The sequence below is a fragment of the Thermostichus vulcanus str. 'Rupite' genome (genome assembly GCF_022848905.1).
GTDB classification, from domain to species: Bacteria; Cyanobacteriota; Cyanobacteriia; order Thermostichales; family Thermostichaceae; genus Thermostichus; species Thermostichus vulcanus_A.
On sequence record NZ_JAFIRA010000038.1, the window covers coordinates 18,839 to 39,260 of the forward strand.

The following is a 20,422-nucleotide window of genomic DNA, read 5'->3' on the forward strand; positions in this document are numbered from 1 at the left end:
TGACTCAGGATCATCATCTCAATTTATCGTTTTTAGAAAAAAAACTATTTGCTCTTATGAATTGCCTCCTTTACTGTCAAGACAGAGTTGTATCATTGGTGGCATCGTGACTTGGTGGTTAACCTTTTTGGTGGGCTGTGGGATTGGCTTCTGTGCCGGAATGTTTGGGTTAGGCGGTAGCTCTTTGGGCACACCCCTGCTGCGTCTGCTGGGAATGCCTGCCCTTTTGGCCTTGGCGAGTCCTCTGCCGCTCACCCTGCCCAGTGCGTTGGGAGGGGTGGTCACGTTTCAAAAGCAAGGCTTAATTCATTGGCCGGTGGTGGGTCGGACGGTGGCTTGGGGGATCCCGGCGGTGGCCTTGGGGTCTTGGACGACGAAGTTTGTGCCGGGGGTGGTGCTGATGCTGCTGACGGCGGTGTTTATTTTGGGGATTGGAGTGTACGGTGTCAGCGGCTTACGGGGTTTCTTGCCGAGCGAAGGAGAAAAGCAGTTGCACCTGGAGCGGATCCCGGTGGGTTCGGTGCTGCTGAATTTCCTCAACGGGGTACTGGCCAATGGGGGTGGGTTGGTCTTGGTGCCTTTCTACCAGTTGGGGGTCGGACTGGATCTGCGGGGTGCTTTGGCCAGTTCTTTGGCTTCAGTGGCATTGTTGGCGATCCCAGAGATTTGGGTACACAGCAGTCTCGGCCATATTGATTGGGGCACCACCTTCTGGCTGGGGTTGGGGGTGTTCCCCTTTACGGTGTTAGGAGGCAAATTGGCTCTACGGCTATCCACGCCCCTGCTGACCCGCCTGTACGGAGGATTTTTGGTAGTGCTGGCCCTTTACTTTGGCATTCGGGAGATTCAGCAGTTCTAGAGGTTTGCCCGGGATCCCGGATCGCCCGCCTGTGCAGGTTCGTGAGTGAAGCTTGGGATTTCTTTTGTTTTTCTGGATACCAGGACATGATATGAATGTAAAGCTTCTTTAAGTTCTGTCCTGGAACCACGGATCCGAATTCATGACCTTATCTTTGCCTCCACGTTCTCTGGCGCAGCAGGATACTCAGCCCCTCCCAGAAAACCTCAGCACCATTCTCAAGACGTTACCCCGCCAGTGCTTTGAAAAAAATCCTCTCAAAGCCTGGATCTCAGTCCTAATCAGCCTGTTCTCTGTGGCCTTGGGCTATGCCGCCATCACCTTTCTGCCCAGCTTCCTGCTACCCTTTGCCTGGATCTGGACGGGTACGGCCTTAACCGGGCTGTTTGTATTAGCCCACGACTGCGGACATCGCTCTTTTGCCAAACGCCGCTGGGTGAATGACCTGGTGGGCCATGTGCTCATGTTGCCTCTAATCTATCCTTTCCATCCTTGGCGTATTTTGCACGACCGCCATCACCGCTTTACCAATCAATTGAAGCAAGACAACGCCTGGGAACCCTGGACGCAGGAGGCTTTTTTGGCCAGTGTGCCGGCGATACAGTCGCTGTATCGGGGATTGCGAGGCTACTTTTGGTGGACGGGATCCATCATTCATTGGCTAACCTTGCACTTTGATTTGCGTCAGTTTTCCGAGCAAGAACGCCCCAAGGTGCGGTTGTCCATTGGAGTTTGTTTGGGATTTGCCTTGGTCTTTTTCCCGCTGCTCTTCTACTGGACAGGCGTGTGGGGTGTGGTCAAATTTTGGCTGTTGCCCTGGTTGGTTTATCACTTTTGGATGAGCACCTTCACCCTGGTTCACCACACCGATGCCGGAATCCCTTTCCAACCCGCCGAGCGCTGGAATGCTGCTACAGCTCAACTGACGGGCACCGTTCATTGTGATTACCCCGGTTGGGTAGAGTTTCTCTGCCACGACATCAATGTCCATATTCCCCACCATATTTCGGTGGCCATTCCCTCCTACCATTTGCGCTTGGCACAGCGGAGTTTGGAGGAAAACTGGGGATCCCATCTGCAAAAACGGCACTTTTCCTGGGCTTTGATGCGGGACATTGTGCACCACTGTCACCTCTATCATCCTCAGAAGGCTTATCAGTCTTTTTCGGATTTGGATCAGGATTGAGCTCAGATTTAGGGCAATTCTGAGATCCTGCTAATCCCGACACAGGGATCCAATCCGACCTTGACAGGTGGCGATTTCTTCAGGGCTAAGGGCATCCCAGTTCACATCCCGACGCAGCACCAAGCCGTTGTGTCCAGTGATGAAACGGGGCAATTCCGCCTGCTCGATCACGCTCAGATCCCGCATGTGATAGGTGGTGTAGTAGGTGATATCCGGAGTCGCAAAATCTACATCGACTAGGGTAAGAGTCTTGCGCGGCGGCAGGGGACTATCCAGGAGAGGTCGGGGGCCGGAGCCGAGGATGCCGCAGTGGAGCAGTTGCAGTTTGCCTTTGTGGCCGGGGTAATAGCCGTGGTGGTGGCCACTGATGTAGGTGTGGACGCGGTACTTCTCCAGCAGGGCGCGTTTGGCATCCGCCTCTAGCAAGACTTCCCCCGGATCGTTGCGCCCAACGGTGATGGCGTAGAGGGGCAAATGTCCGATTACAATGCGCAGTTTGGCCGCTTGCGCCCGTTCGCTCGCCAGTGCCGCTTCAGCCCATTCCATCTGTTCGGGTGGGATGAAGTTACAGGTGGCATCCCAGGTGAGGTAGAACACATCGTCTTTTTCAAAGGTGTAGTAGAAGGGGAAGTCCCCCCGATCCACAAAGGTCAGGCCCGGATCATGGGCCGGATCGTTCCAAAATTCGCGGGCCAGATCCCGTTCTTTTTGAAAGAGAAATCCGCCTCGTGTGGAACGGGCACAGGAGGCATCGTGATTGCCTAAGGTAAAACCATAGGGGATCTTTGCCTCCCGGATGGGGCCTGCCACATGCCGGTCAAAGGCCGCCCACATGGCCCGGATGCGTTCTTCGGAAAGGCGGGGATCCTGTCCCGCCACCATATCTCCTCCCCCCAAGACAATATCCGGCTGAAAGTAGGGGATGAGCCCAATGCCGCGATCCACTTCCGGGTCGTACTCCACTGAGCCATAGGCTGCATTCATGTCGCTAATCACCAACAGGCGCAGATCTCGGCGGGGGGGAATAAACAGGCCATTGGGGGCAGCCGGGTGGGCCACCACTGTAGCAGTGGGAACAGGGGTGGGTGGGGGCGGCGTAGGTGAGGATCCCGTCGCTTGGGCTGAAGGCATTGGTGTAGGAGATACAGAAGAAGCCTGCTGCCGACTGGCCAGATAGGCCCCTGCCATTCCACTGCCACTGGCTAACCCCAACAGACCCAGCATGAGTTTGCGCCGTTGCATTGGCCTGATTGCCCCAACTCTCCAGGGGTATTTTAGAAAATGAATTCCGAGCTGGCGAATCGAAGAGGGGTAGGGAGCAAGTTTGTGTTTGTGCAGATCAGCCGAGAGGAGAAGGGGAGGATTTTGGCCGACAGGATTTGAGACAGACCCGTTTACCGTTTTTCCCAACTTCATAGGGGATTTGAGGTAGCCTAAAATCCCGGCAGACAGGAGATCCATCTGTATGCGCTGGAGTAGGGAAAGGACTTTGCCCCGCAGCGGGAGGTGTCGGGAAAAGCTGTCTTGATAGTTGTCAACAGTTGTCAATCGTTGTCAGAATCGTTTCTCTCTAAGAATTAGGCACCAGCTAGCTTCGACATAATATTAAGGTATGTTTATCTCTGAGTTTCAATGCTAGCCTAGAACTAATAGGTAATTGCCTATCTCAGACTTAGTATGACCTGAGGTTACCTCATGCCTCGTCCACTGGATTCTTTAGAAGCGGCTCTGGAGCGTTGTCGTGAATGTAATCTGCGTTTGAGCCGACAGCGTCGGTACATTCTGGAGCTATTGTGGCAATGTGGCGAGCACCTCTCCGCCCGTGAAATCTACGATCGCCTCAATCAGCAGGGCAAGCCGATTGGCCACACCTCTGTCTATCAAAACCTGGAAGCCCTAGCCAGTCATCATGTTGTCGAGTGTTTGGATCGAGCGGAAGGACGCCGCTACGGCAATCGCACTCATCCCCATAGCCATGTCAATTGCTTGGATAGCGGCCGCATTTTGGATGTGGATGTCCAATTGCCCCCCGAGTTATTGGCCCAGGTGGAGCAACAAACCGGCACGCAGATTCAGAGCTATCGGATTGAGTTTTTCGGGGTAGAGGGATCCCCACCTTCCGCATCAACTCCATCCAATTCTTGATCAAGCTCGGTTTTGGCCTTTGCTGATTTGCGATTGTACCTGCTCCAGGGAATGGGCGGGAGCTAGACACTTGCTGCCCCAACACACCAGCCCCACAGCCCCCTCAGGTAGGGGGTCGGCCTCCGTGGGCAGAGTAAAGGCAGTCGTGGGCCAAGATTGCTGCTGAAAGGTGGAGAGGTGTTCCGCAGGCAGAGTTACCTTGACCAAATTGGCATACCAGTCCAAACCCGTAAACAGGCTGGGGCAGGAGCGGGGTTGGGTGCTCATCATGTGAGCAAAGGTTTTTAAGCCTTCTTCCGCGCGTTCCAAATAATCCGGATCCCCCGTCACAGCGCTGAGGCGGGCCAGATTGGCGATGGCAATCCCATTGGCGGCAGGGGTGGCATTGTCCTGAAACTCTTTTTCCCGCACCAAGAGTTCGGGGGCACTTTGGGCATCGCTGACAAAATAGCCGCCGGCAACCGGATCCCACAGTTGGCTGTCCATTTCCCGCTGAAGGTTGACAGCAGCTTCTAACCAATACTCGGCAGAGGGAGTCCCCACCAATGGTAGGCAGGCTTGATGCAGATCCAGGAGTGCTTTGATCAACAGGGCATAATCTTCCGACTTGGCAGGAACCTCGGCTATGCCATCGTAGTTCACCCGCAGCAGGGATCCCGTTTCGGGGTGACGCTGCTGGCTGAGGATAAACTGGGCCGCCCGCAGCGCCATCTGCAGATATTCCTCGGTACCAAATACCTGATAGGCCCGTGCCAAGCCGGAGATCATCAAGCCATTCCAGGACACAATCATCTTCGTATCGGTTACCGGCGGGATCCGCCCTGGCCAGGGATGGAGGCGGGCCGATTGGGCATCCACTGCCGGCGGAAAAGGCTCTCGTTCATCCTGATTACCATAGCGGGCCCGAAACAGATGGGTCTTGAGAGCACTTTCTACCGCAGCCGGTAGCTCACCCCCCTGTTTGCGCTGCAAAACCAGGTAGCCGGGTCGATCTGGAAAGTTCCCCCCCGGCGATAGGTCAAAAGCCTGTTGCAGAGCGCGGAACCCCTCATCCCCCAGCAACTCCTGCAACTCCTGCCACCGCCAAACATAAAACTCCCCTTCTTCCGGCTCCCGATCCTCAGGTTTGGCAAAGCTATCGGCATCCTGGGCCGCGTAGAAATAACCGGCAGGGGCTGTCATCTCCCGTGCCAACCAATCGATCGTCAGCTGCACCGCTCGCCGAATGGCGGCATCTTGGATCCCTTGCGCCCACAGATCCGAGAGAAACTCCACAATCTGCCCATTGTCGTAGAGCATTTTTTCGAAGTGGGGTACCGTCCAGGTGGCATCAACGGTATAGCGATGAAATCCGCCCGCCACATGGTCAAAAATTCCTCCTAAGACCAGGGCCATTCCCCGTTCCTTCGCCCGTTCCAGGGCGGTTGTTGAGCCAGGGATCCCGTCTGCACTTTCAAACCGCGCCGAGCGCAGTACCAACTGGGCATAGGGCATCATCGGGAACTGCTGCACCGCCCCAGTACTGGACACCAAGGGCTGGATTTTCTGGATCCCGGAGCGCAGCAAATCCGTAGGAACCGTATCTTCAGGCACCAACTCGCTAAGGGTGGTGAGAGCCGCCAAAATTTGGCCCTTCATGTCTTCAATCTTGTCTTTTTCCTGCCGGTAAAACTGCAGAATTCGTTGCAGCAGAGCCAGAAACCCCGGACGACCAAAGCGCGGCTCCACCGGGAAATAGGTACCTGCATAGAAGGGCACCAAATCGGTGGGGGCCAGAAACACATTCAGAGGCCACCCCCCTTGCCCACTCATCAACTGCAGCGTTTGCATGTAGATGCTGTCCAGGTCAGGGCGTTCCTCCCGATCCACCTTGATGGGCAAAAAGTGTTCATTCAAGAAAGCAGCAATCTCGGGGTTGGAGAAAGCCTCCCCTTCCATAACCGTGCACCAGTGGCAACTGGAGTAACCAATCGACAGAAAAATCGGCTTATCTTCGGCACGGGCTTTCTCTAGGGCCTCCGGGATCCAAGGCCACCAATCCACCGGGTTCTCGGCGTGCTTACGCAGGTAGAGGCTGGGGCTAGTGGCGAGGCGATTGGTCATAGACACACCGAGCTGTGCTTTCAAGCTAGCGCGTCCTCCTGCTGAGGCCGACTGTTATTCAAGATACACTTTTTGCCGTCAACCCATGCCTAAGCCGCAAGGGATCCCTGAGGTCAGGCTTGCCGTTCTTCACTGGCTGGGGTTAAGAACTCAAGCGAGCGCCCGTGGAGAACCAGCGTAGTGCTGGTATTTTCCACAAAGCCAATCCGTTCGTAAAAACCCCGCTGGTGGGTGGTGAACAGGTAAACTCGCTCCACCGATTGCAGGTGCGGGTGGCTGATCAAGGTTTCCACCAACTTGCGCCCAATCCCTTGGCGACGGTAATCGTGATCAACCACGATATCCCAGATCACGGCTCGGTACACCCCGTCGGAAGTGGCACGTCCAAAGCCGATTAAGCGTTCTCCATCCCAAACGCTAACCACTGGATGGCTGTGGGCAATGGCTTGCTCCATCTGTTCCCGTTGGCGGTTTTGAGCCCAAAAGGCATTGCGGTTAAACAGCGGAATCAGCTGATCCAAATCCAGCTCGGCACGATCCAGAGAAAAGCGAATGTTGCGGTTATCCACCGGTTGATGGGGGATAGCAGCCATAGGCTCAAGCGAGGGATCCAACATCAGACAAGCCTTAGGGGTTAGAAAAAAGTAAGGTTGACAGGCAAAACAAGGGATGAACTAACTGGCTGAGGCATTTTCAGCGGTCGGCTCCGGGTGCTCCAGGGCATAGGCCTTAAAGCGTTCCAGATCCGCCTGGATTGTACTCTCCACCACTTTGCCCACAAACAAGCCATCCAAAATTTTGCCAATAATCCCCGGAATCTTGTAGGCAACCGACAGCTTGACGATGGTGCTGCCCTTGCGATCGTAAAACCGCAGCGCACCACGATTGGGCAAGCCTTCCACCGAGTTCCAGCCAATGTGTTGGTGTTTCACCACCGTGTGGGTACGAGAAATCCAACTGAAGGTGAGGCCGCGCGTGTCCAACGTCCAACGGGACAACTCCTGATCCAACAGTTCCACCGAGCGGATCCACTTCATCCAACGAGGCATCAGGGAGAGATTGGCCCACAAATCCCAAACCTGCTCAATCGGAACAGGCACCTCCACCTGACAGGTATGCTCTAACCAATCGGATTCAGACATAGGGCCTCGCGTGCAGCATCCAGCAAAATCTATCTGTTCGGTTTGCCTGTTCACCAGACAGAGCCTCCAGATGGGATCCCTGCCTTTACAAAATTTTATATCGACCTAAGATAACATTATTGGCCTTGTGAACGTCTTGGAACCTGTGCTTTTCAGCAACACCACTTTTTCACAGGCCGGTTGCGACTTAGGCGCGTGAGGGCAGAGGCAGAAGCCGGATATCATGGTTGCCATCTGCAAGCCTCACTTGCACTACTTCGCTCTATCCCCTCGTTTGACTCACCGGAACAACCTCACCATGGTTTCACAGTGGAAGCAGCATCTCAAGAACTATTTTGTGGCGGGGTTGCTGGTGGTGATCCCGTTGGCGACCACAATTTGGCTAACGGTGGAGGTGGCCACCTGGAGTATTGGCTTTCTCACCAGCATTCCCAAGCAATTTAACCCGATCCAGGGACTGCACCCGATTTTGATCAACCTAATTGACCTAGGGGTGGGCCTATTTACCCCCATTTTGTTCATCCTGTTGATCGGGTTTATGGCCCGCAACATCGTCGGCCAGTGGCTGCTGAGCCTGAGCGAACAACTGCTGCATGCTATCCCGGTTGCAGGGTTGGTCTACAAAACTCTGAAGCAACTGCTGAGTGTTCTTTTGGCCCCCAACAATCAGCGGTTCCGGCGCGTGGTGCTGGTGGAATATCCTCGCCCCGGTATTTGGGCTTTGGCTTTCGTGACGGGCACGGTACAAACTCCCATTCGTCCCGATAGCCCGCAGCGCTGCCTTAGCCTTTTTGTGCCCACCACGCCCAACCCCACCACAGGCTGGTATGCGATTGTGCCGGAGGAGCAAACGGTAGAGGTGTTCATGCCGATTGAGGATGCTATTAAGATGCTCATTTCCGGCGGCATTGTCACTCCCGAAAGCTTTGAGGCCGGGTTGCAAAGACGGGAAGGAGCCTTGGCGGTGACATTGCCGAATCTGCGGGAGTTGGTGGAGCAAGAGCGGGCCACAGGTGCTCACACGGACGAGTCAGCCCCTTCCGAAAGGGCTTTTGAGGCGGATCGGGCTCTCTAGCTTGAGAAGCTATGCAGCAGGATAGGAGGGAACGGAGCCCACGCCACTTTGGGTCTGGCTCCTCCCTAGGTCAACTTGTCACGCCCACAACTGATACTCTTTCACCTGCTCTAGCCGGACATAAAACGGCTGCATGGCTCGATCCAGGGCCTCAACCTTTTCTGGAGGGAAAGCTTTCCAGTCGGCACGGCTGGCCCAGTGGATGATGATGTGCACCAATTCGGCATCCTCCCCATCCAACCAAGTTTCCTTGCGCAAAAAACCGGGATGCTCCCGCAGCGGGGATCCCCAAATCTGCTCATCTTGCCTGAGAAATTCTGCTTGGCCAGAGGGGAGAACGCGAAAGCAGAGGTGTTCGATGGTGATTGGGCTGGGTTGAGGGGCAACCATAGAGGGGATCCCTTAAAACTCTGGTTCCTCATCTGTCGCTGGGACTTCGGTGAGTTCCAGATACTTTTGCTTGACCGCTTGAATATCCTGCCACATCAACCACTTGGGACTGCCGGGGGTGCGAGCTTGATTGCGCAACAAATAGGCCGGGTGAAAAATCGGCATACACCAGCGCCCCTGCCACTGTATCCATTCCCCCCGTATTTTCGTGATGCCGCGCTTATCTCCCAGGATCGAGCGGACAGAGGTCGCCCCCGTCAGCAGAATAATTGCCGGATCCACCAGCCGAATCTGCTCCAGCAGGTAAGGCCGACAGGCATCCATTTCCTCGGCGGTGGGCACACGGTTGTTGGGGGGGCGACACTTAACCGCGTTGCAGATATAGGTATCCCGCTCGGGATCCAACCCCACGGAGGCGAGGATTTTATCCAGTAACTGGCCCGACTTGCCCACAAAGGGTAGCCCCTGCAGGTCCTCGTTTTCTCCTGGCCCTTCCCCGATAATCAGGATCTTCGCCTTGGGATTGCCCCGTTCCACCACCACATGGGTACGACCTGCCGCCAACTCACAGCGCTGACAGGCCAGGCAATGCTGTTTCAGTTGTTCCAGGTGGGTGTAGGTTCCGGGTGGGATCGGCACTTGAGCTGACAAAGGGATCCGCTGCCAATCGGGAACAGCCTCTTGGGCAGGAGCAGCGGGTTGAAACTCCTCTCCAAATAAGCTGGGCTGAATCTCCGAGGTTGGTTTTTTGGCCGCCATTGCAAGTTGCAGTTCCCTTGTGCAGCGATCTTCGGTTGCCCCTCTAGGCTTGTCAAGTTATCAGCCTCTCGTGAGCTTTAGGCTGCTTGAGGGTTCGCCTGCCCGGAAAACTCCGAAATAAACTGATCGATCTCCCGCAGAATGCGCTCGGTTTCGGAAAGAGAAGAAGGCAAGGTTTCCAACACTTGCTCGTCTGCTTCCATCGCCCGTTCTGCCTCTTGGAAGGTCATCATTGACCCATCGCTGAGCAACAGTTCCAACTCATTGAGCGCCACCATGGCCAGTTGTTGTTCGGTGCGATGCAGTTTGCCCTGTAACGCTTGCAGCTCCTCTTCTTGAGCGTGCAGATTGGCTTCCGCCCGTTCGGCACGGGTGGTGGCCAGTTGGGCGATTTGCTGTGCTTCTTCCCGTTGTGCTTTCAGGAGGCTGATCTCCTGTTCGGCCTGGGCCAGCCGCTCTTGTAGGCTGTAAATCTGTTGCTCCCGGTCTCCCAGTGTGCCCTCTAACTGACGATTCCGAGCTTCGATTTCCTGACGAGCAGTGTTGGCTTGGGCCAGTTGTTCTCTCAAGTCTGCTATCTCATCTCCTAGGTGGGTCAACTGACTTAACCGTTCCAAAATTTGAGCATTTTCTACTTCCAGTTTTTCGATCAGGGCTTGCGCGCTCATGAGTTCGGTTTTGGTAGAATCCAGCTCACCACAGACTTGATCGTAGTTGGCGATCAATTCGCCGATTCGGGTTTCCTTAACGTGCAATTCTTCCCGTAATGAGTTGAGCCAGCGGTCGCTTTGCTCCATCCGTTGCTGTAGAAGGGGAAGCTGGGTCAGAGCTTGCTGGGCGGTGCTGAAAAAGCTGAACAGTCCCTTGCAGCGGCGCTGTAGGTTGCTATGGGATTGATCCAACTTGTCAAAGGCTTCATTCAGGGAGAGATAGGCCTCGCACAGTTTCATGTAGCGGCGGGCCACGGAAGCAGCATGATCCATAGATAGAGTCCAGATTAGGGGGTGCCGTGTCCATTTTATGCCGTTCATTTTATCGGCCAGACCTGGAAAAGGGGGCATTGGATACAACAATCCTGGACTTAATTGACCTTTAATATGGATGCCTGAATCTTACCTGCCTGGGATTGCTCTCTGCTTTGCTCAGAGAGGGATTGAGCTGCTCGCTCACCCTCCATCCAAACCCACACAAAGGGTTCCCAGCTTGCAGCCATAACCCTCTGCAATCTGCACATATTCTGCACATATAGTGGTTAAAACCAGAAGATATTCAGCAAAGACACTAGATACGGAAGATACGGGAAAAGTCTCTCACCGAGGGATCCTTTCCATCTCAAGGGTTCTCCCCAACAAGCGACCCCGCAAGGATAATACGAGTGGGTTAGGCTTGAGCTCACCAAACCCCTCTCGCCTATACCCTGCTCTAGCTCTATGACCCAACTGGATGCCCACACCTGGAACCTGATCTTCGGCGGACTGGATACGGAAAGCAAATACAAGCCCTTTGCCCTACCGGGTTCTCGCCCCCACTACACCCCGGATCGTCCAGGGCAGGTGCAGCATATCCGCTTGCAGTTGGACTTGGATCTGGAGTCTGAGATCGTCTTGGGCCACTGCCAGATTCGCTTGCAACCCGTTCGGGCCGGGATCCACACCTTGAAATTGGATGCGGTGCGCCTTGGGATCCAATCGGTACAGGTGGATGGGGAAGCGCAAACCTTTACAGATGATGGCGAGAGCCTCCAGATTCAGCTCAGCCAACCCACTGGTGAGGATCCCCTTACCCTGGAGATTACCTACCGTCTGGAAAAGCCGGAACGGGGCCTCTACTTCATCAAACCCAGTGCCCACTACCCCAATAAACCCGTGCAAGTGTGGACGCAAGGGGAAGATGAAGATTCCCGCTATTGGTTCCCCTGTTTTGACTATCCTGGCCAGTTGGCCACCTCCGAATTGGTGGTGACGGTGCCGGATCCCTACCGGGTCATATCCAATGGCCGTTTGCTGGCGGTGGAGCAACTGCCGGGGGGCAGAACCCGTTATCACTGGTACCAAGAACAGGTACACCCCACCTATTTGATGACCCTGGCTGTGGGCGACTTCGCGGAGATTCAAGACCATTGGCAAGGGATCCCGGTTACCTATTGGGTAGAAAAAGGGCGTGAGGCAGATGCCAAGCGATCCCTGGGTAAAACCCCCGCCATGATCGAGTTTTTCTCCAATGCTTTTGGCTACCCTTATCCCTACCCGAAATATGCCCAGGTGTGTGTGGCAGATTTTATCTTTGGCGGCATGGAAAACACCTCCACCACCCTCCTCACCGATCGCTGCTTAATGGATGAACGGGCGGCTTTGGATTATCTGTGGACGGAGTCATTGGTGGCTCACGAACTGGCTCATCAGTGGTTTGGGGATCTGCTGGTGATCAAGCATTGGTCCCATGCCTGGCTCAAAGAAGGGATGGCCACCTATGCGGAGGTGCTTTGGGAGGAATATACCACTGGCTATGAAGAGGCTGCCTATCACCGCTATCAAGACCAACAGGCCTACCTCAATGAAGACAGCAACCGCTATCGTCGCCCAATGGTAACCCATATTTACAAAGAAGCCATCGAGCTCTACGACTGTCACATTTACCAGAAAGGTGGCTGTGTCTATCATATGATTCGGCACCAGTTGGGAGATGATCTGTTTCAAAAGGCGATTCAAACTTTTGTTCACAATCACGCCCACCGCACCGTCGAGACCATCGATCTGTTGCGGGCAATCGACCAAGCTACCGGCCAAAATCTGGCCCCTTTGTTTGACCAATATGTGTTCCGTGGTGGTCATCCCGACTACAAGGTTGCCTACAGCTGGGATCCCGATACAAATCTGGCCAAAGTTACCGTCACCCAAACCCAGGATAAAGAGTATTTATTCGATCTGCGCATCCCGATTGTGTTCGGGTTTGTCAGTAAATCTAGCCCCGTTCCCAAGCTAAAAACCTTCACTGTGCGTATTCACGAAGCCGAGCAAAGTTTCTACTTCCCCCTGGAAGAAAAACCCAGCTTTATCAGTTTTGATCATGGCAACCACACCCTCAAAACCGTGGAACTCACCTATGGGATCCCGGAACTGAAAGCTCAGCTCTACCATGCCCCTGATTCCATTGCTCGCCTGCTGGCCGCGCAGGCTTTGGCCAAAAAAGGGGGAGTGGAAGTCGTGCGTGCCTTAGAAACTGCCCTCAAGCAGGAGCCCTACTGGCATGTGCGGGTGGAAATTTGCAAAGCCCTGGGCAGCCTCTCTCTGGATCAAGCTTTTGAGGTGTTGCGATCTACCCTTCAGGATCCCAGCCCCCATGTGCGCAAAGCGGCCATTGAAGCCCTGAGCCAACAGAAATCCCTGGAGAACTTCCAAGTGATTCGGCCCTTCCTGGAGCAGGGGGATCCCAGCTATCAGGTGGAAGCGGCAGCAGCCGTGGCTCTGGGTACCATTGCCGGCTCAACCTTGGAACCGAAACCGCAGGAAGCCGAGGTGGTAGCTCTGTTCCAAACCGCCCTGGAGCAAAAGGCGGGCTGGAATGAGGTGGTGCGGGCCGGAGTCCTGTCTGGCTTGGCCCAAATGAAGCGTTCGGAAAAAGCCCTGGACTTGCTTTTGCAGCATACCCAGTTGGGGATCCCACAACCCTTGCGCTTGGCAGCCATCCGCGCCTTAGGCACCTACGCCTCCGATCAAGAAAATCCACGGGTTCTGGAGTGTTTGGGGGATCTCTGCCGCGAGACTTCCTTCTTTACCCAAATGGCGGTGATTACGGCCCTGAGCCAACTGAACAGCCCGAAAGCCATCCCTCTCTTGCAAAGCCTGGGTACACAGGATGGCCGCATTGAACGGCGCATCAATGAAGCCATTCAAAAGGTGCAATCCCGTTTGGGGGGTGAGCAATCCACGCAACAATTGCGAGAAGAACTGGATCAACTCAAGAAAAGCCATCAGGAATTGCTCAGTCGCATCGGTTCTTTGGAAGCCAAAGCGGGATCCCCCCCAGCCAACGGCACATCTTCACCCAGCTAGACTCCAACTAGACTGCGGTGCAGAATGGCTTTGGGGTTGTTTTCTGGGCAGTTGCGGCTACCATTACACCTTGAATGCTGCCGTGGGAGGCTCCCCCTTACAAAAGAGGGCAGGCTGTCAAAAGGCGAGCTGTATCCAAGGATGGGGAAAAGTCATGTTCCAGCGTGTTGCTCTCGGCTCTGCTGCATTGGGGCTGCTTTTGGCCGTGCAGGTCATGCCCAGCCACGGATTTGGAGAGCCTCGGGTGGTGCCCGACACCAGCTTCTATTTCGATAATCACCGCTTTGATCGCTACCCGGATGCGATTGTGGTGCGGGTGGTGGATGGTGAGACCTTGGTGGTGCAAATTCAAGGGGAACAGAAAATGCGCCTGATCAAGCTGGCAGGCATCGAAGGCATCAGCTCGGAAGAGAACCCCTACCACCAACAGGCGATTGAACTGATGCGTGAGCGCATCCTGTACCGCACCGTCAAACTGGAGGGGGATAAGCTGCTGCGTAACGAAGATGCCACAGGCTTGGTGGAAGCCTACGTTTGGTTAGAAGGCCACCAGATGAATGCGATGTTGGTGCGCAATGGCTTGGCGCGCATCGTCCCCTACAGCCACAACATTAAGTACGACAGCTACTACGGTGGTCTGCAGGAAAGAGCGCAACAGGATCGTCTCGGCATTTGGAGCCGCTTCTAACCAGCTTCGCCAACACTGGGAAAAGTTGTAACCTGAACTTAGACCTCTTTTTACCTCTTACGTTTGCTTTGCCAGTCGAATCCTCTCCAACCTCCAGGGATCCGAATCGTTGGCTGAGGCGATTGCCCTTATTCGCGGGCATTTTGGGTAGCGGCCTACTGGTTTTGAATCGGCTGCTTTTTACGCCAGAATTGTCCACCAGTCAGTCGCGCTCGGATGCTTTGGGGATCCTCCTCAGTGCTTTGTTGATTTTGACCGGACTCCTCTGGCAGCAGATCCAACCGATTGCTCCCAAAACCATCCCCCTACAAGGGATCCCGGGCCTCGACTGGCACCCTGGCTTATCGGAGGCTGCCAAGCTGGAGCTGGCCTGGGCCTCCCATACCCTACTGACCACCACTGCTGCTCGCACGGTACTGGTTTGGGTCGAGGGACAAACCCTGCTGCAACGGGGTCTACTGGCTAGTGCCGGACAGTTGCCTCAGATTGAGCCCAAGAGCATTCTGCAGCGGGTTTTGCGGACGGGCCGACCTGTTTACCTGGTGGACTTGAAGTTGTTTCCAGCCCGAGCTGAATTTGATCGGATTTTACCCACGGGATCCCAGGCGGTACTGTGTCAGCCGATCGGAGAAACGGGGTGCCTGATTTTGGGCAGCGATACTCCCCGCAGTTTTACCCAACGGGATCAGTCTTGGATTGCCGCTATTGCCAGCAAGTTGGAGGTCGTACTTGCGGGGGAAGTTACACAAACCATGACGGAATCCTCTCTAGAGTCACCCTAGATGAAGTTGGAATCAGGGTTTGAGGAAGCTACAAAAAATAGAGATCTTCAAGATCTTCTAACAGGGATCCTCTAGCCCTTAACTCCATGCCAGGGATCCCCCTTAAATAATGCAATCCAAAAGCAGGGGGCAGCCGTATCGAGGATAGCGGAAATGAGGATTGGCTCAGAGCGCGAGTTGGGTTCTGGAGGTGGGATCCTGTGCAAGCGACAGTAGTATTGATCTACGCGCGGACGGGTCAGCCGACTGGATACTACCGACAAGGAGTGCATGGGTTTGCGTTCAAATTTGCACGCAGACAAGAGAGGGAGCCGCAACCCATTAGGATAAAGTATGGTTTCAGGAACGTGCTGCATCTACAGCACCCTCTTGCTAGAAACGACCTACGGTCTACGCAGCCCTGTCGTGACGGCGGGAACCGCGCGACCCAAAAGGTCATCAAGTCTATCTTCTTCCTGCGCCGCACCCCGGCGCGCTTCGTTGTGGGGCTAGATGCTGGCTCTATGTCTGATGTTCCTCGGCTGAGCGATTTGCCCTCTCGCAGCGATTCTGAGCTGATTGAGGCTCTCAAGGCTGGGCAAGCTACCGCTCTCAGTGTGCTCTACGACCGTTATGCCGGGTTGGTGTACGGGCTAGCCCTCAAGATCATGGCCAATGCCACCGATGCTGAGGATTTGACGCAGGAGGTGTTTGTCACCCTCTGGCGAAAACCCAGCTATGATGTGCGGCGCGGATCCCTGAGCAGCTTTCTGTGTGTGTTGACCCGTTCTCGAGCCATTGACCGTCTCCGTTCCAAGGGGAGCAAACAGCGCTTTTTGGAACGCTGGCAGCCTATTCTCAGCGCCGACACCCTGACGCCAGCTCCTTTTGAACAGATTTCCATTGAGGAACGTCGTCAGGTGGTGCAGGAAGCCCTCAGCCAATTGCCCGAAAACCAGCGGCAGATTCTGGAGTTGCTCTACTACCAGGGGTTAAGCCAGGCGGAAGTTTCCCGACAATTGGGGATCCCCTTGGGAACCGTCAAAACCCGCTCTCGCCAGGCCCTCTTCAAATTGCGTGGATCTTTGCAGCCCCTTCTCCGTTGAGTTATGTTTGCCCGCTTTTATGTCTGAATTGTCTGAATCTACCTCTGAATTTGAAAATGAAATGGGCCAGGGTCAAGCCAACGAAGACCTGGCAGGCTACCTGCTTGGGGATTTGCTTCCCGAAGAGGCCCGTGCCCTGGAAGAACGCCTGCAACAGGATCCCCAGTTGGCGGTGGAATTGCGAGCGTTACAGGAGACCCTGGAATTGTTGCCCTACGGCTTGCCCGGGGTGATCCCGCCTGCGGGTTTACGAGACAAGGTTTTGGCGGAAGTGGGTTTGGCAGAAGCACCCCTGCCCCTTCAATCTGCTTTGCCTGCGCTGCCAGCCAGTCGGTTCAAGGCTTGGTGGCGGTGGTTGGCCGGCCTAGTGGCGGTGGCTTTGGTGCTGCTGGGTCTGGATAATTGGCGATTGCGTCAATCGTTGCAACTGGCCCAATTGGAATCGGTGCAAGAGTTGGCCAACCTTCTGCAACAACCGGGATCCCGTCTGGTGAATTTGCAGGGTGAGACTGGGGTGGCCAACCTGCTATTCCGGGTTGGGGAGTGGCAGGAGGTCGTTTTGGCCGCAACCCATCTACCGCAACTGGCCTCGGGGGAGCGCTATCACCTCTGGCTGAAGCTGGACAACGGCGACATTCTCTACTGTGGCGATTTTCAAGTCGATGCTTACGGCTCAGCGATTGTGGCGATGCGCCCGCCTCGCACCCCGCCCAGCGGAACCCGTGCCCAAGAACTGTGGATTACGGCCCAAGTCCCCACCAGTCCCCGAGAGCCGCGGGGAGAACCCGTCTTGACAGGCAAGGTCTAGTGTCCACCCGCAATCGACGGAGATTGTTCTTGCTCATGGGGCCATTGCTGGCTCTACTGGCTTTGTGGTGGACGGATCCCACCCCGACCACCCTCAGCCGCTACGTCACCTCTTTGCAGCAGCGCAGCGGATCCCAGATCCACAACATCCGCCTAGCGGCCCAGGCTTTGGATGGGGTTTACATTCAACCGGGAGCGACTTTCTCTTTTAATCAGGTCGTTGGGCCGCGCCGCTTGGAACGAGGCTATTTGCCGGCGCCGGTGTTTATGGTGGCCGAAACCCTCGATTCCGTAGGGGGCGGAATTTGCCAAGTCTCTTCCAGTCTGTACAATGCCGCTTTGCTGGCAGGGCTGGAGGTGGTGGAGCGACATCCCCATTACACTGTTGTGGAGTCCGTGCCTGCCGGATTGGATGCCACCGTTTGGTATGGGCTGGCGGATCTGCGGTTGAGGAATCCTTTCCCTTGGCCAGTAAGGGTGCGAGCAGAAATCCAAGGGCAGCATCTGGCGGTATCGGTGCTGGGGCGGGGATCCCGACAAGTGGCTCCAGTTCCTTCTCTGCAAGTGCAGCACCATTGGTTAGATGAGCAGCACCTCCAGGTGAGTGTGTATCGCGGGGATGAACGCCTTTCCCAGGATCGCTATGTGATTCCTCGCTAGGATTTAAGAAATTCCCGGATCCCTCCAAATCAAATCCTCTCCTTGTACCTCTATCCACCCGCCACCCGGGTAATCGGGAGTACGGCTGCCACGGCCCATGGGCAGCAAACGGATCCCAGCCTCCACCTGGGCAAAGCTGGGGTGATGAGGCAATACCTTTTCCAGAAACTGGAATAAAATCTGCCGCTGAACCGCTAAAGGAGCCTTCCGCAAGGGATCCCGCAACAGCCTGGGTGGATTTGACTGGTACACCACTGGCCAAAGTTGGGTGGCTTGCGTCAAGACCACCTCATGTTCGGCTGCCAGCAAAGAGGCCAGCCGGTTCAAAGCCAATTCCAATTGAGGATTGAAATGCTCCCGCAAATAAGGGATCACCTCCAGGCGCAGGCGATTCCGGGCATGGGCTAAATCCTGATTGCTGCGATCCGGCCAGACGGGTAAGGAATAGGCTTGGCAAAACTGCTCGGTTTCTGGACGGGAAACCTCCAGTAAAGGCCGAACCAAACGCGGAGAATCGGGATCCCGAGCCTCCACAGGGCGCTGCCAATCCAGGCTGGTTAACCCAGACACTCCTGTACCCCGCAGCAAGTTGAACAAGAAGGTTTCCGCTCGGTCGCTGGCAGTATGCCCAGTCACCACAGCAGAACACTCCCAAGCCTTGGCCCATTTGGACAGTTGTTGGTAACGCCAAGCCCTAGCCCCCGCCTCATCCCAACGGATTGGATCAGCCGTTTCCACCGCATGGGGTAGGCCCTGCTGCTGCAGCCATTTCTGTAAGAATTGAGCACAATCGGTTTCATCCTCCGACCAGCGGTGATCACAGTGGAGGACAAATAACTCCCAGCCCCAGCGGGGTTGTAAATCCTGCAGAATCTTGAGCAGACAAAAGGAATCCTGGCCACCCGAAAGCCCAATGAGCAGCCGCTGACCGGGGTAAAAAAGGTGTTTCTGTCGGATGGTGTGCTGGACTCGCAGGTGCAGCGGAGAGAGCCTGGCCACGGTGACACCGGATCCGCTTTAAGCGCAACGGAGTTTCTTAAGCAAGGGCGCGGGTGAGATGAGAGGCCACTGCCTGTACCGCTGCAATACTGCGCTCGTAGGCCATCCGGGTTGGCCCCAACAGGGTAACCGTACCGAGGGGGGAAGAGCGCCGGTGATAGGTGGAGGCGATAACTGTGCAGTGGTGCAAAGACTCAAGAGGATTTTCACTGCCAATGTAAATGATCACAGGGATCCTGGGGTGATGGGGATCCTCTTCTCTATTGCCTTCCTCCTCATCGATGGAGCCTGCTGTTGTTTGGGGCTGTGGTGTTACCCCGCCCATAGGAGGCAGCCCAATCATCCCCTGCAGTTGCTGGGATCCCTCCTCGATCAACTGCACCACCGCCTGGACTTGCTGGGCCTGGGAAAACTCCGGTTGCCGCATCAGCTCAGTCATCCCGGCACTAAACACCTGCCCAAGGGGGGGCTGTAGATACCGTTGCACCACAGAGCGCAGCAGTTGTTGGAGCCAATGGCCGTAGGTACGAAATTCTTCGTCTAGCTTCAGCCAGCTCAAGTCCTGCAATTCTGCAAAGGTTTTGCCCCGCAGCTTTAGGGTGAGGAAGTTGCTGAGTAGCTGGAGTTCGTCTTCTAGCCGGTCACTGGGCCACTCCGGTGGGCTGACCATGGCTGAGTAGGTTTGGTAAGAGTCAGTTACCACCAATACCATCACCCGCCCCGGGGATACCGCCACCAACTGCACATGATGAATGGCAACCACCGGCCCCTGTGGAGGCGTGATCAGGGCAATACAGCCGCTCAAGTGGGCCAGGAGCTGAGCCACCCGCTGCAACAAACTGTCCAAGTCATCGCCCAATTGCCGATTCAGCTGCTCCATCAACCGTTGCAGGGCAGGATGAGGAGCTGGCTGGGGTGTATCGTAAGGGATCCCAGTGCTGTGGGAGGAAGGTGTAGCTAGCAGATCGTTGACATAAACCCGATAGCCAAAGTCGGAGGGGATCCGGCCTGCGGAGGTATGGGGCTGAAACAATAACCCCACCTGTTCGAGGGTAGCCAGGTCGTTGCGAATGGTAGCTGTACTTACCCCTAGGTCATAGGATTGGGCCAAGGTTTTGGATCCCACAGGCTCAGCCGTGGCGATGTAGCTGCGCACCGTTGCCCACAAGATCTTTCGCTGTCGGGGAGTCAGTTTAAGTCTCATGGCTACTCAGAAAGCAAAGTCAGTACGTTATCAAAGAGGAACCACCAAATCGCTCTACGATAAATCAACTTGGGGCTTGATTACGAATCCATATGAACCTTTACGTCTATTTTGACTCTTTTAAGATGAAGTTGTGCCTGAAAATGACGGAGGAGTCAATCATTCATTGGCCGTTACAGCCTTTCAATGCTCCGCAGTCGCGTGTCGCGTAGCATTAGCGTTGCGTAGCAACAATGCCTACGGCAGGCTGCGCCAACCCTAAAGTGAACGTGGGTTTGCCGCAACAACGATAGTGTCCCTAACCCATTTCAAAAAGGTTACAGTGCTCCGCTAGATTCTGGGGTGGAGGCAGCCTGGGGTGACAGGGATCCCCTGCAAACGCTACAACAAAAGCTGTACCGCGGTCTGGAGAAGATGCCCATGAGCCTGAACCTGGTCACCCTTGTGGGTCGAGCCGGTATGGATCCTGAGGTGCGCTACTTCGAG

The 20,422-nt window shown here is 55.3% G+C and carries 19 protein-coding genes; 10 read left to right on the plus strand and 9 right to left on the minus strand.

Features of this window, described 5'->3' with window-relative positions; all coding sequences use genetic code 11:
- Window positions 1-106: 106 nt before the first annotated feature.
- A complete protein-coding gene (locus JX360_RS13130; RefSeq protein WP_244351797.1) occupies window positions 107-859 on the plus strand; it encodes a sulfite exporter TauE/SafE family protein in 753 nt (250 codons plus the stop codon).
- Between the two features lie 142 nt (window positions 860-1,001).
- Window positions 1,002-2,045, plus strand: a complete 1,044-nt coding sequence (locus JX360_RS13135; RefSeq protein ID WP_244351798.1) for a fatty acid desaturase — start codon at window positions 1,002-1,004, stop codon at window positions 2,043-2,045.
- 30 nt (window positions 2,046-2,075) lie between these two features.
- Here JX360_RS13135 and JX360_RS13140 read toward each other — a convergent pair whose 3' ends face one another.
- Window positions 2,076-3,287 carry a metallophosphoesterase family protein gene (locus tag JX360_RS13140; RefSeq protein ID WP_244351799.1) on the minus strand — a complete coding sequence of 404 codons (1,212 nt, stop codon included), beginning with the start codon at window positions 3,285-3,287 and terminating at the stop codon, window positions 2,076-2,078.
- 453 nt (window positions 3,288-3,740) lie between these two features.
- Between JX360_RS13140 and JX360_RS13145 the strand changes: the two genes are divergently transcribed.
- Entirely contained in the window at window positions 3,741-4,190 is a 450-nt protein-coding gene (locus JX360_RS13145; RefSeq protein ID WP_244351800.1) for a Fur family transcriptional regulator, read from the plus strand.
- Here the strand turns inward: JX360_RS13145 and JX360_RS13150 are convergent, their stop codons facing one another.
- The 3 genes from JX360_RS13150 to JX360_RS13160 form a co-directional block, all read right to left on the minus strand.
- Complete coding sequence (locus JX360_RS13150) at window positions 4,191-6,293, minus strand: thioredoxin domain-containing protein (RefSeq protein WP_244351801.1); 2,103 nt, start codon at window positions 6,291-6,293, stop codon at window positions 4,191-4,193.
- A gap of 113 nt (window positions 6,294-6,406) precedes the next feature.
- A complete protein-coding gene (locus JX360_RS13155) occupies window positions 6,407-6,886 on the minus strand; it encodes a GNAT family N-acetyltransferase (protein WP_244351803.1) in 480 nt (159 codons plus the stop codon).
- Window positions 6,887-6,967: 81 nt separating this feature from the next.
- Complete coding sequence (locus tag JX360_RS13160) at window positions 6,968-7,435, minus strand: SRPBCC family protein (RefSeq protein ID WP_244351804.1); 468 nt, start codon at window positions 7,433-7,435, stop codon at window positions 6,968-6,970.
- 298 nt (window positions 7,436-7,733) lie between these two features.
- On the opposite strand from JX360_RS13160, the gene JX360_RS13165 reads away from it, so the two are divergent.
- Window positions 7,734-8,510, plus strand: a complete 777-nt coding sequence (locus JX360_RS13165; protein ID WP_244351805.1) for a DUF502 domain-containing protein — start codon at window positions 7,734-7,736, stop codon at window positions 8,508-8,510.
- Between the two features lie 78 nt (window positions 8,511-8,588).
- On the opposite strand, the gene JX360_RS13170 is transcribed toward JX360_RS13165, so the two are convergent.
- The 3 genes from JX360_RS13170 to JX360_RS13180 form a co-directional block, all read right to left on the minus strand.
- Window positions 8,589-8,900 carry a TIGR03792 family protein gene (locus JX360_RS13170; protein WP_244351806.1) on the minus strand — a complete coding sequence of 104 codons (312 nt, stop codon included), beginning with the start codon at window positions 8,898-8,900 and terminating at the stop codon, window positions 8,589-8,591.
- A 12-nt stretch (window positions 8,901-8,912) separates the two neighbouring features.
- The gene (locus JX360_RS13175; protein ID WP_244351807.1) at window positions 8,913-9,659 is read right to left on the minus strand and encodes a uracil-DNA glycosylase; all 747 of its coding nucleotides are present in this window, start codon (window positions 9,657-9,659) and stop codon (window positions 8,913-8,915) included.
- A 77-nt stretch (window positions 9,660-9,736) separates the two neighbouring features.
- Window positions 9,737-10,642, minus strand: a complete 906-nt coding sequence (locus JX360_RS13180; RefSeq protein ID WP_244351808.1) for a coiled-coil domain-containing protein — start codon at window positions 10,640-10,642, stop codon at window positions 9,737-9,739.
- A 447-nt stretch (window positions 10,643-11,089) separates the two neighbouring features.
- Between JX360_RS13180 and JX360_RS13185 the strand changes: the two genes are divergently transcribed.
- The 6 genes from JX360_RS13185 (at window position 11,090) to JX360_RS13210 (ending at window position 17,733) form a co-directional block, all read left to right on the plus strand.
- A complete protein-coding gene (locus JX360_RS13185) occupies window positions 11,090-13,711 on the plus strand; it encodes a M1 family aminopeptidase (protein ID WP_244351809.1) in 2,622 nt (873 codons plus the stop codon).
- Window positions 13,712-13,865: 154 nt separating this feature from the next.
- Complete coding sequence (locus JX360_RS13190; protein WP_244351810.1) at window positions 13,866-14,399, plus strand: thermonuclease family protein; 534 nt, start codon at window positions 13,866-13,868, stop codon at window positions 14,397-14,399.
- Between the two features lie 122 nt (window positions 14,400-14,521).
- The gene (locus JX360_RS13195) at window positions 14,522-15,181 is read left to right on the plus strand and encodes a cofactor assembly of complex C subunit B (protein WP_244351811.1); all 660 of its coding nucleotides are present in this window, start codon (window positions 14,522-14,524) and stop codon (window positions 15,179-15,181) included.
- Window positions 15,182-15,684: 503 nt separating this feature from the next.
- Window positions 15,685-16,266 (plus strand): sigma-70 family RNA polymerase sigma factor, encoded by a 582-nt coding sequence (locus JX360_RS13200; protein ID WP_244351812.1) that lies wholly within the window; start codon window positions 15,685-15,687, stop codon window positions 16,264-16,266.
- Window positions 16,267-16,285: 19 nt separating this feature from the next.
- Window positions 16,286-17,074: an anti-sigma factor domain-containing protein gene (locus JX360_RS13205; RefSeq protein ID WP_244351813.1), complete on the plus strand. Its 789-nt coding sequence runs from the start codon at window positions 16,286-16,288 to the stop codon at window positions 17,072-17,074.
- Between the two features lie 35 nt (window positions 17,075-17,109).
- Entirely contained in the window at window positions 17,110-17,733 is a 624-nt protein-coding gene (locus JX360_RS13210) for a VanW family protein (protein WP_244351817.1), read from the plus strand.
- Between the two features lie 3 nt (window positions 17,734-17,736).
- Here JX360_RS13210 and tilS read toward each other — a convergent pair whose 3' ends face one another.
- Window positions 17,737-18,732 carry a tRNA lysidine(34) synthetase TilS gene (tilS, locus tag JX360_RS13215; protein WP_244351814.1) on the minus strand — a complete coding sequence of 332 codons (996 nt, stop codon included), beginning with the start codon at window positions 18,730-18,732 and terminating at the stop codon, window positions 17,737-17,739.
- A 37-nt stretch (window positions 18,733-18,769) separates the two neighbouring features.
- Window positions 18,770-19,936 carry an HrcA family transcriptional regulator gene (locus JX360_RS13220; RefSeq protein ID WP_244351815.1) on the minus strand — a complete coding sequence of 389 codons (1,167 nt, stop codon included), beginning with the start codon at window positions 19,934-19,936 and terminating at the stop codon, window positions 18,770-18,772.
- Window positions 19,937-20,422: the final 486 nt, after the last annotated feature.

Coding starts and splice junctions, on each gene's coding strand:
- JX360_RS13140 (WP_244351799.1), bottom strand. CDS start 3,287: ATGCAACGGCGCAAACTCATGCTGGGTCTGTTGGGGTTAGCCAGTGGC.
- JX360_RS13205 (WP_244351813.1), top strand. CDS start 16,286: ATGTCTGAATTGTCTGAATCTACCTCTGAATTTGAAAATGAAATGGGC.
- JX360_RS13175 (WP_244351807.1), bottom strand. CDS start 9,659: ATGGCGGCCAAAAAACCAACCTCGGAGATTCAGCCCAGCTTATTTGGA.
- JX360_RS13155 (WP_244351803.1), bottom strand. CDS start 6,886: ATGGCTGCTATCCCCCATCAACCGGTGGATAACCGCAACATTCGCTTT.
- JX360_RS13150 (WP_244351801.1), bottom strand. CDS start 6,293: ATGACCAATCGCCTCGCCACTAGCCCCAGCCTCTACCTGCGTAAGCAC.
- JX360_RS13210 (WP_244351817.1), top strand. CDS start 17,110: ATGGGGCCATTGCTGGCTCTACTGGCTTTGTGGTGGACGGATCCCACC.
- JX360_RS13190 (WP_244351810.1), top strand. CDS start 13,866: ATGTTCCAGCGTGTTGCTCTCGGCTCTGCTGCATTGGGGCTGCTTTTG.
- JX360_RS13200 (WP_244351812.1), top strand. CDS start 15,685: ATGTCTGATGTTCCTCGGCTGAGCGATTTGCCCTCTCGCAGCGATTCT.
- JX360_RS13185 (WP_244351809.1), top strand. CDS start 11,090: ATGACCCAACTGGATGCCCACACCTGGAACCTGATCTTCGGCGGACTG.
- JX360_RS13180 (WP_244351808.1), bottom strand. CDS start 10,642: ATGGATCATGCTGCTTCCGTGGCCCGCCGCTACATGAAACTGTGCGAG.
- JX360_RS13170 (WP_244351806.1), bottom strand. CDS start 8,900: ATGGTTGCCCCTCAACCCAGCCCAATCACCATCGAACACCTCTGCTTT.
- JX360_RS13160 (WP_244351804.1), bottom strand. CDS start 7,435: ATGTCTGAATCCGATTGGTTAGAGCATACCTGTCAGGTGGAGGTGCCT.
- JX360_RS13220 (WP_244351815.1), bottom strand. CDS start 19,936: ATGAGACTTAAACTGACTCCCCGACAGCGAAAGATCTTGTGGGCAACG.
- JX360_RS13135 (WP_244351798.1), top strand. CDS start 1,002: ATGACCTTATCTTTGCCTCCACGTTCTCTGGCGCAGCAGGATACTCAG.
- JX360_RS13145 (WP_244351800.1), top strand. CDS start 3,741: ATGCCTCGTCCACTGGATTCTTTAGAAGCGGCTCTGGAGCGTTGTCGT.
- JX360_RS13165 (WP_244351805.1), top strand. CDS start 7,734: ATGGTTTCACAGTGGAAGCAGCATCTCAAGAACTATTTTGTGGCGGGG.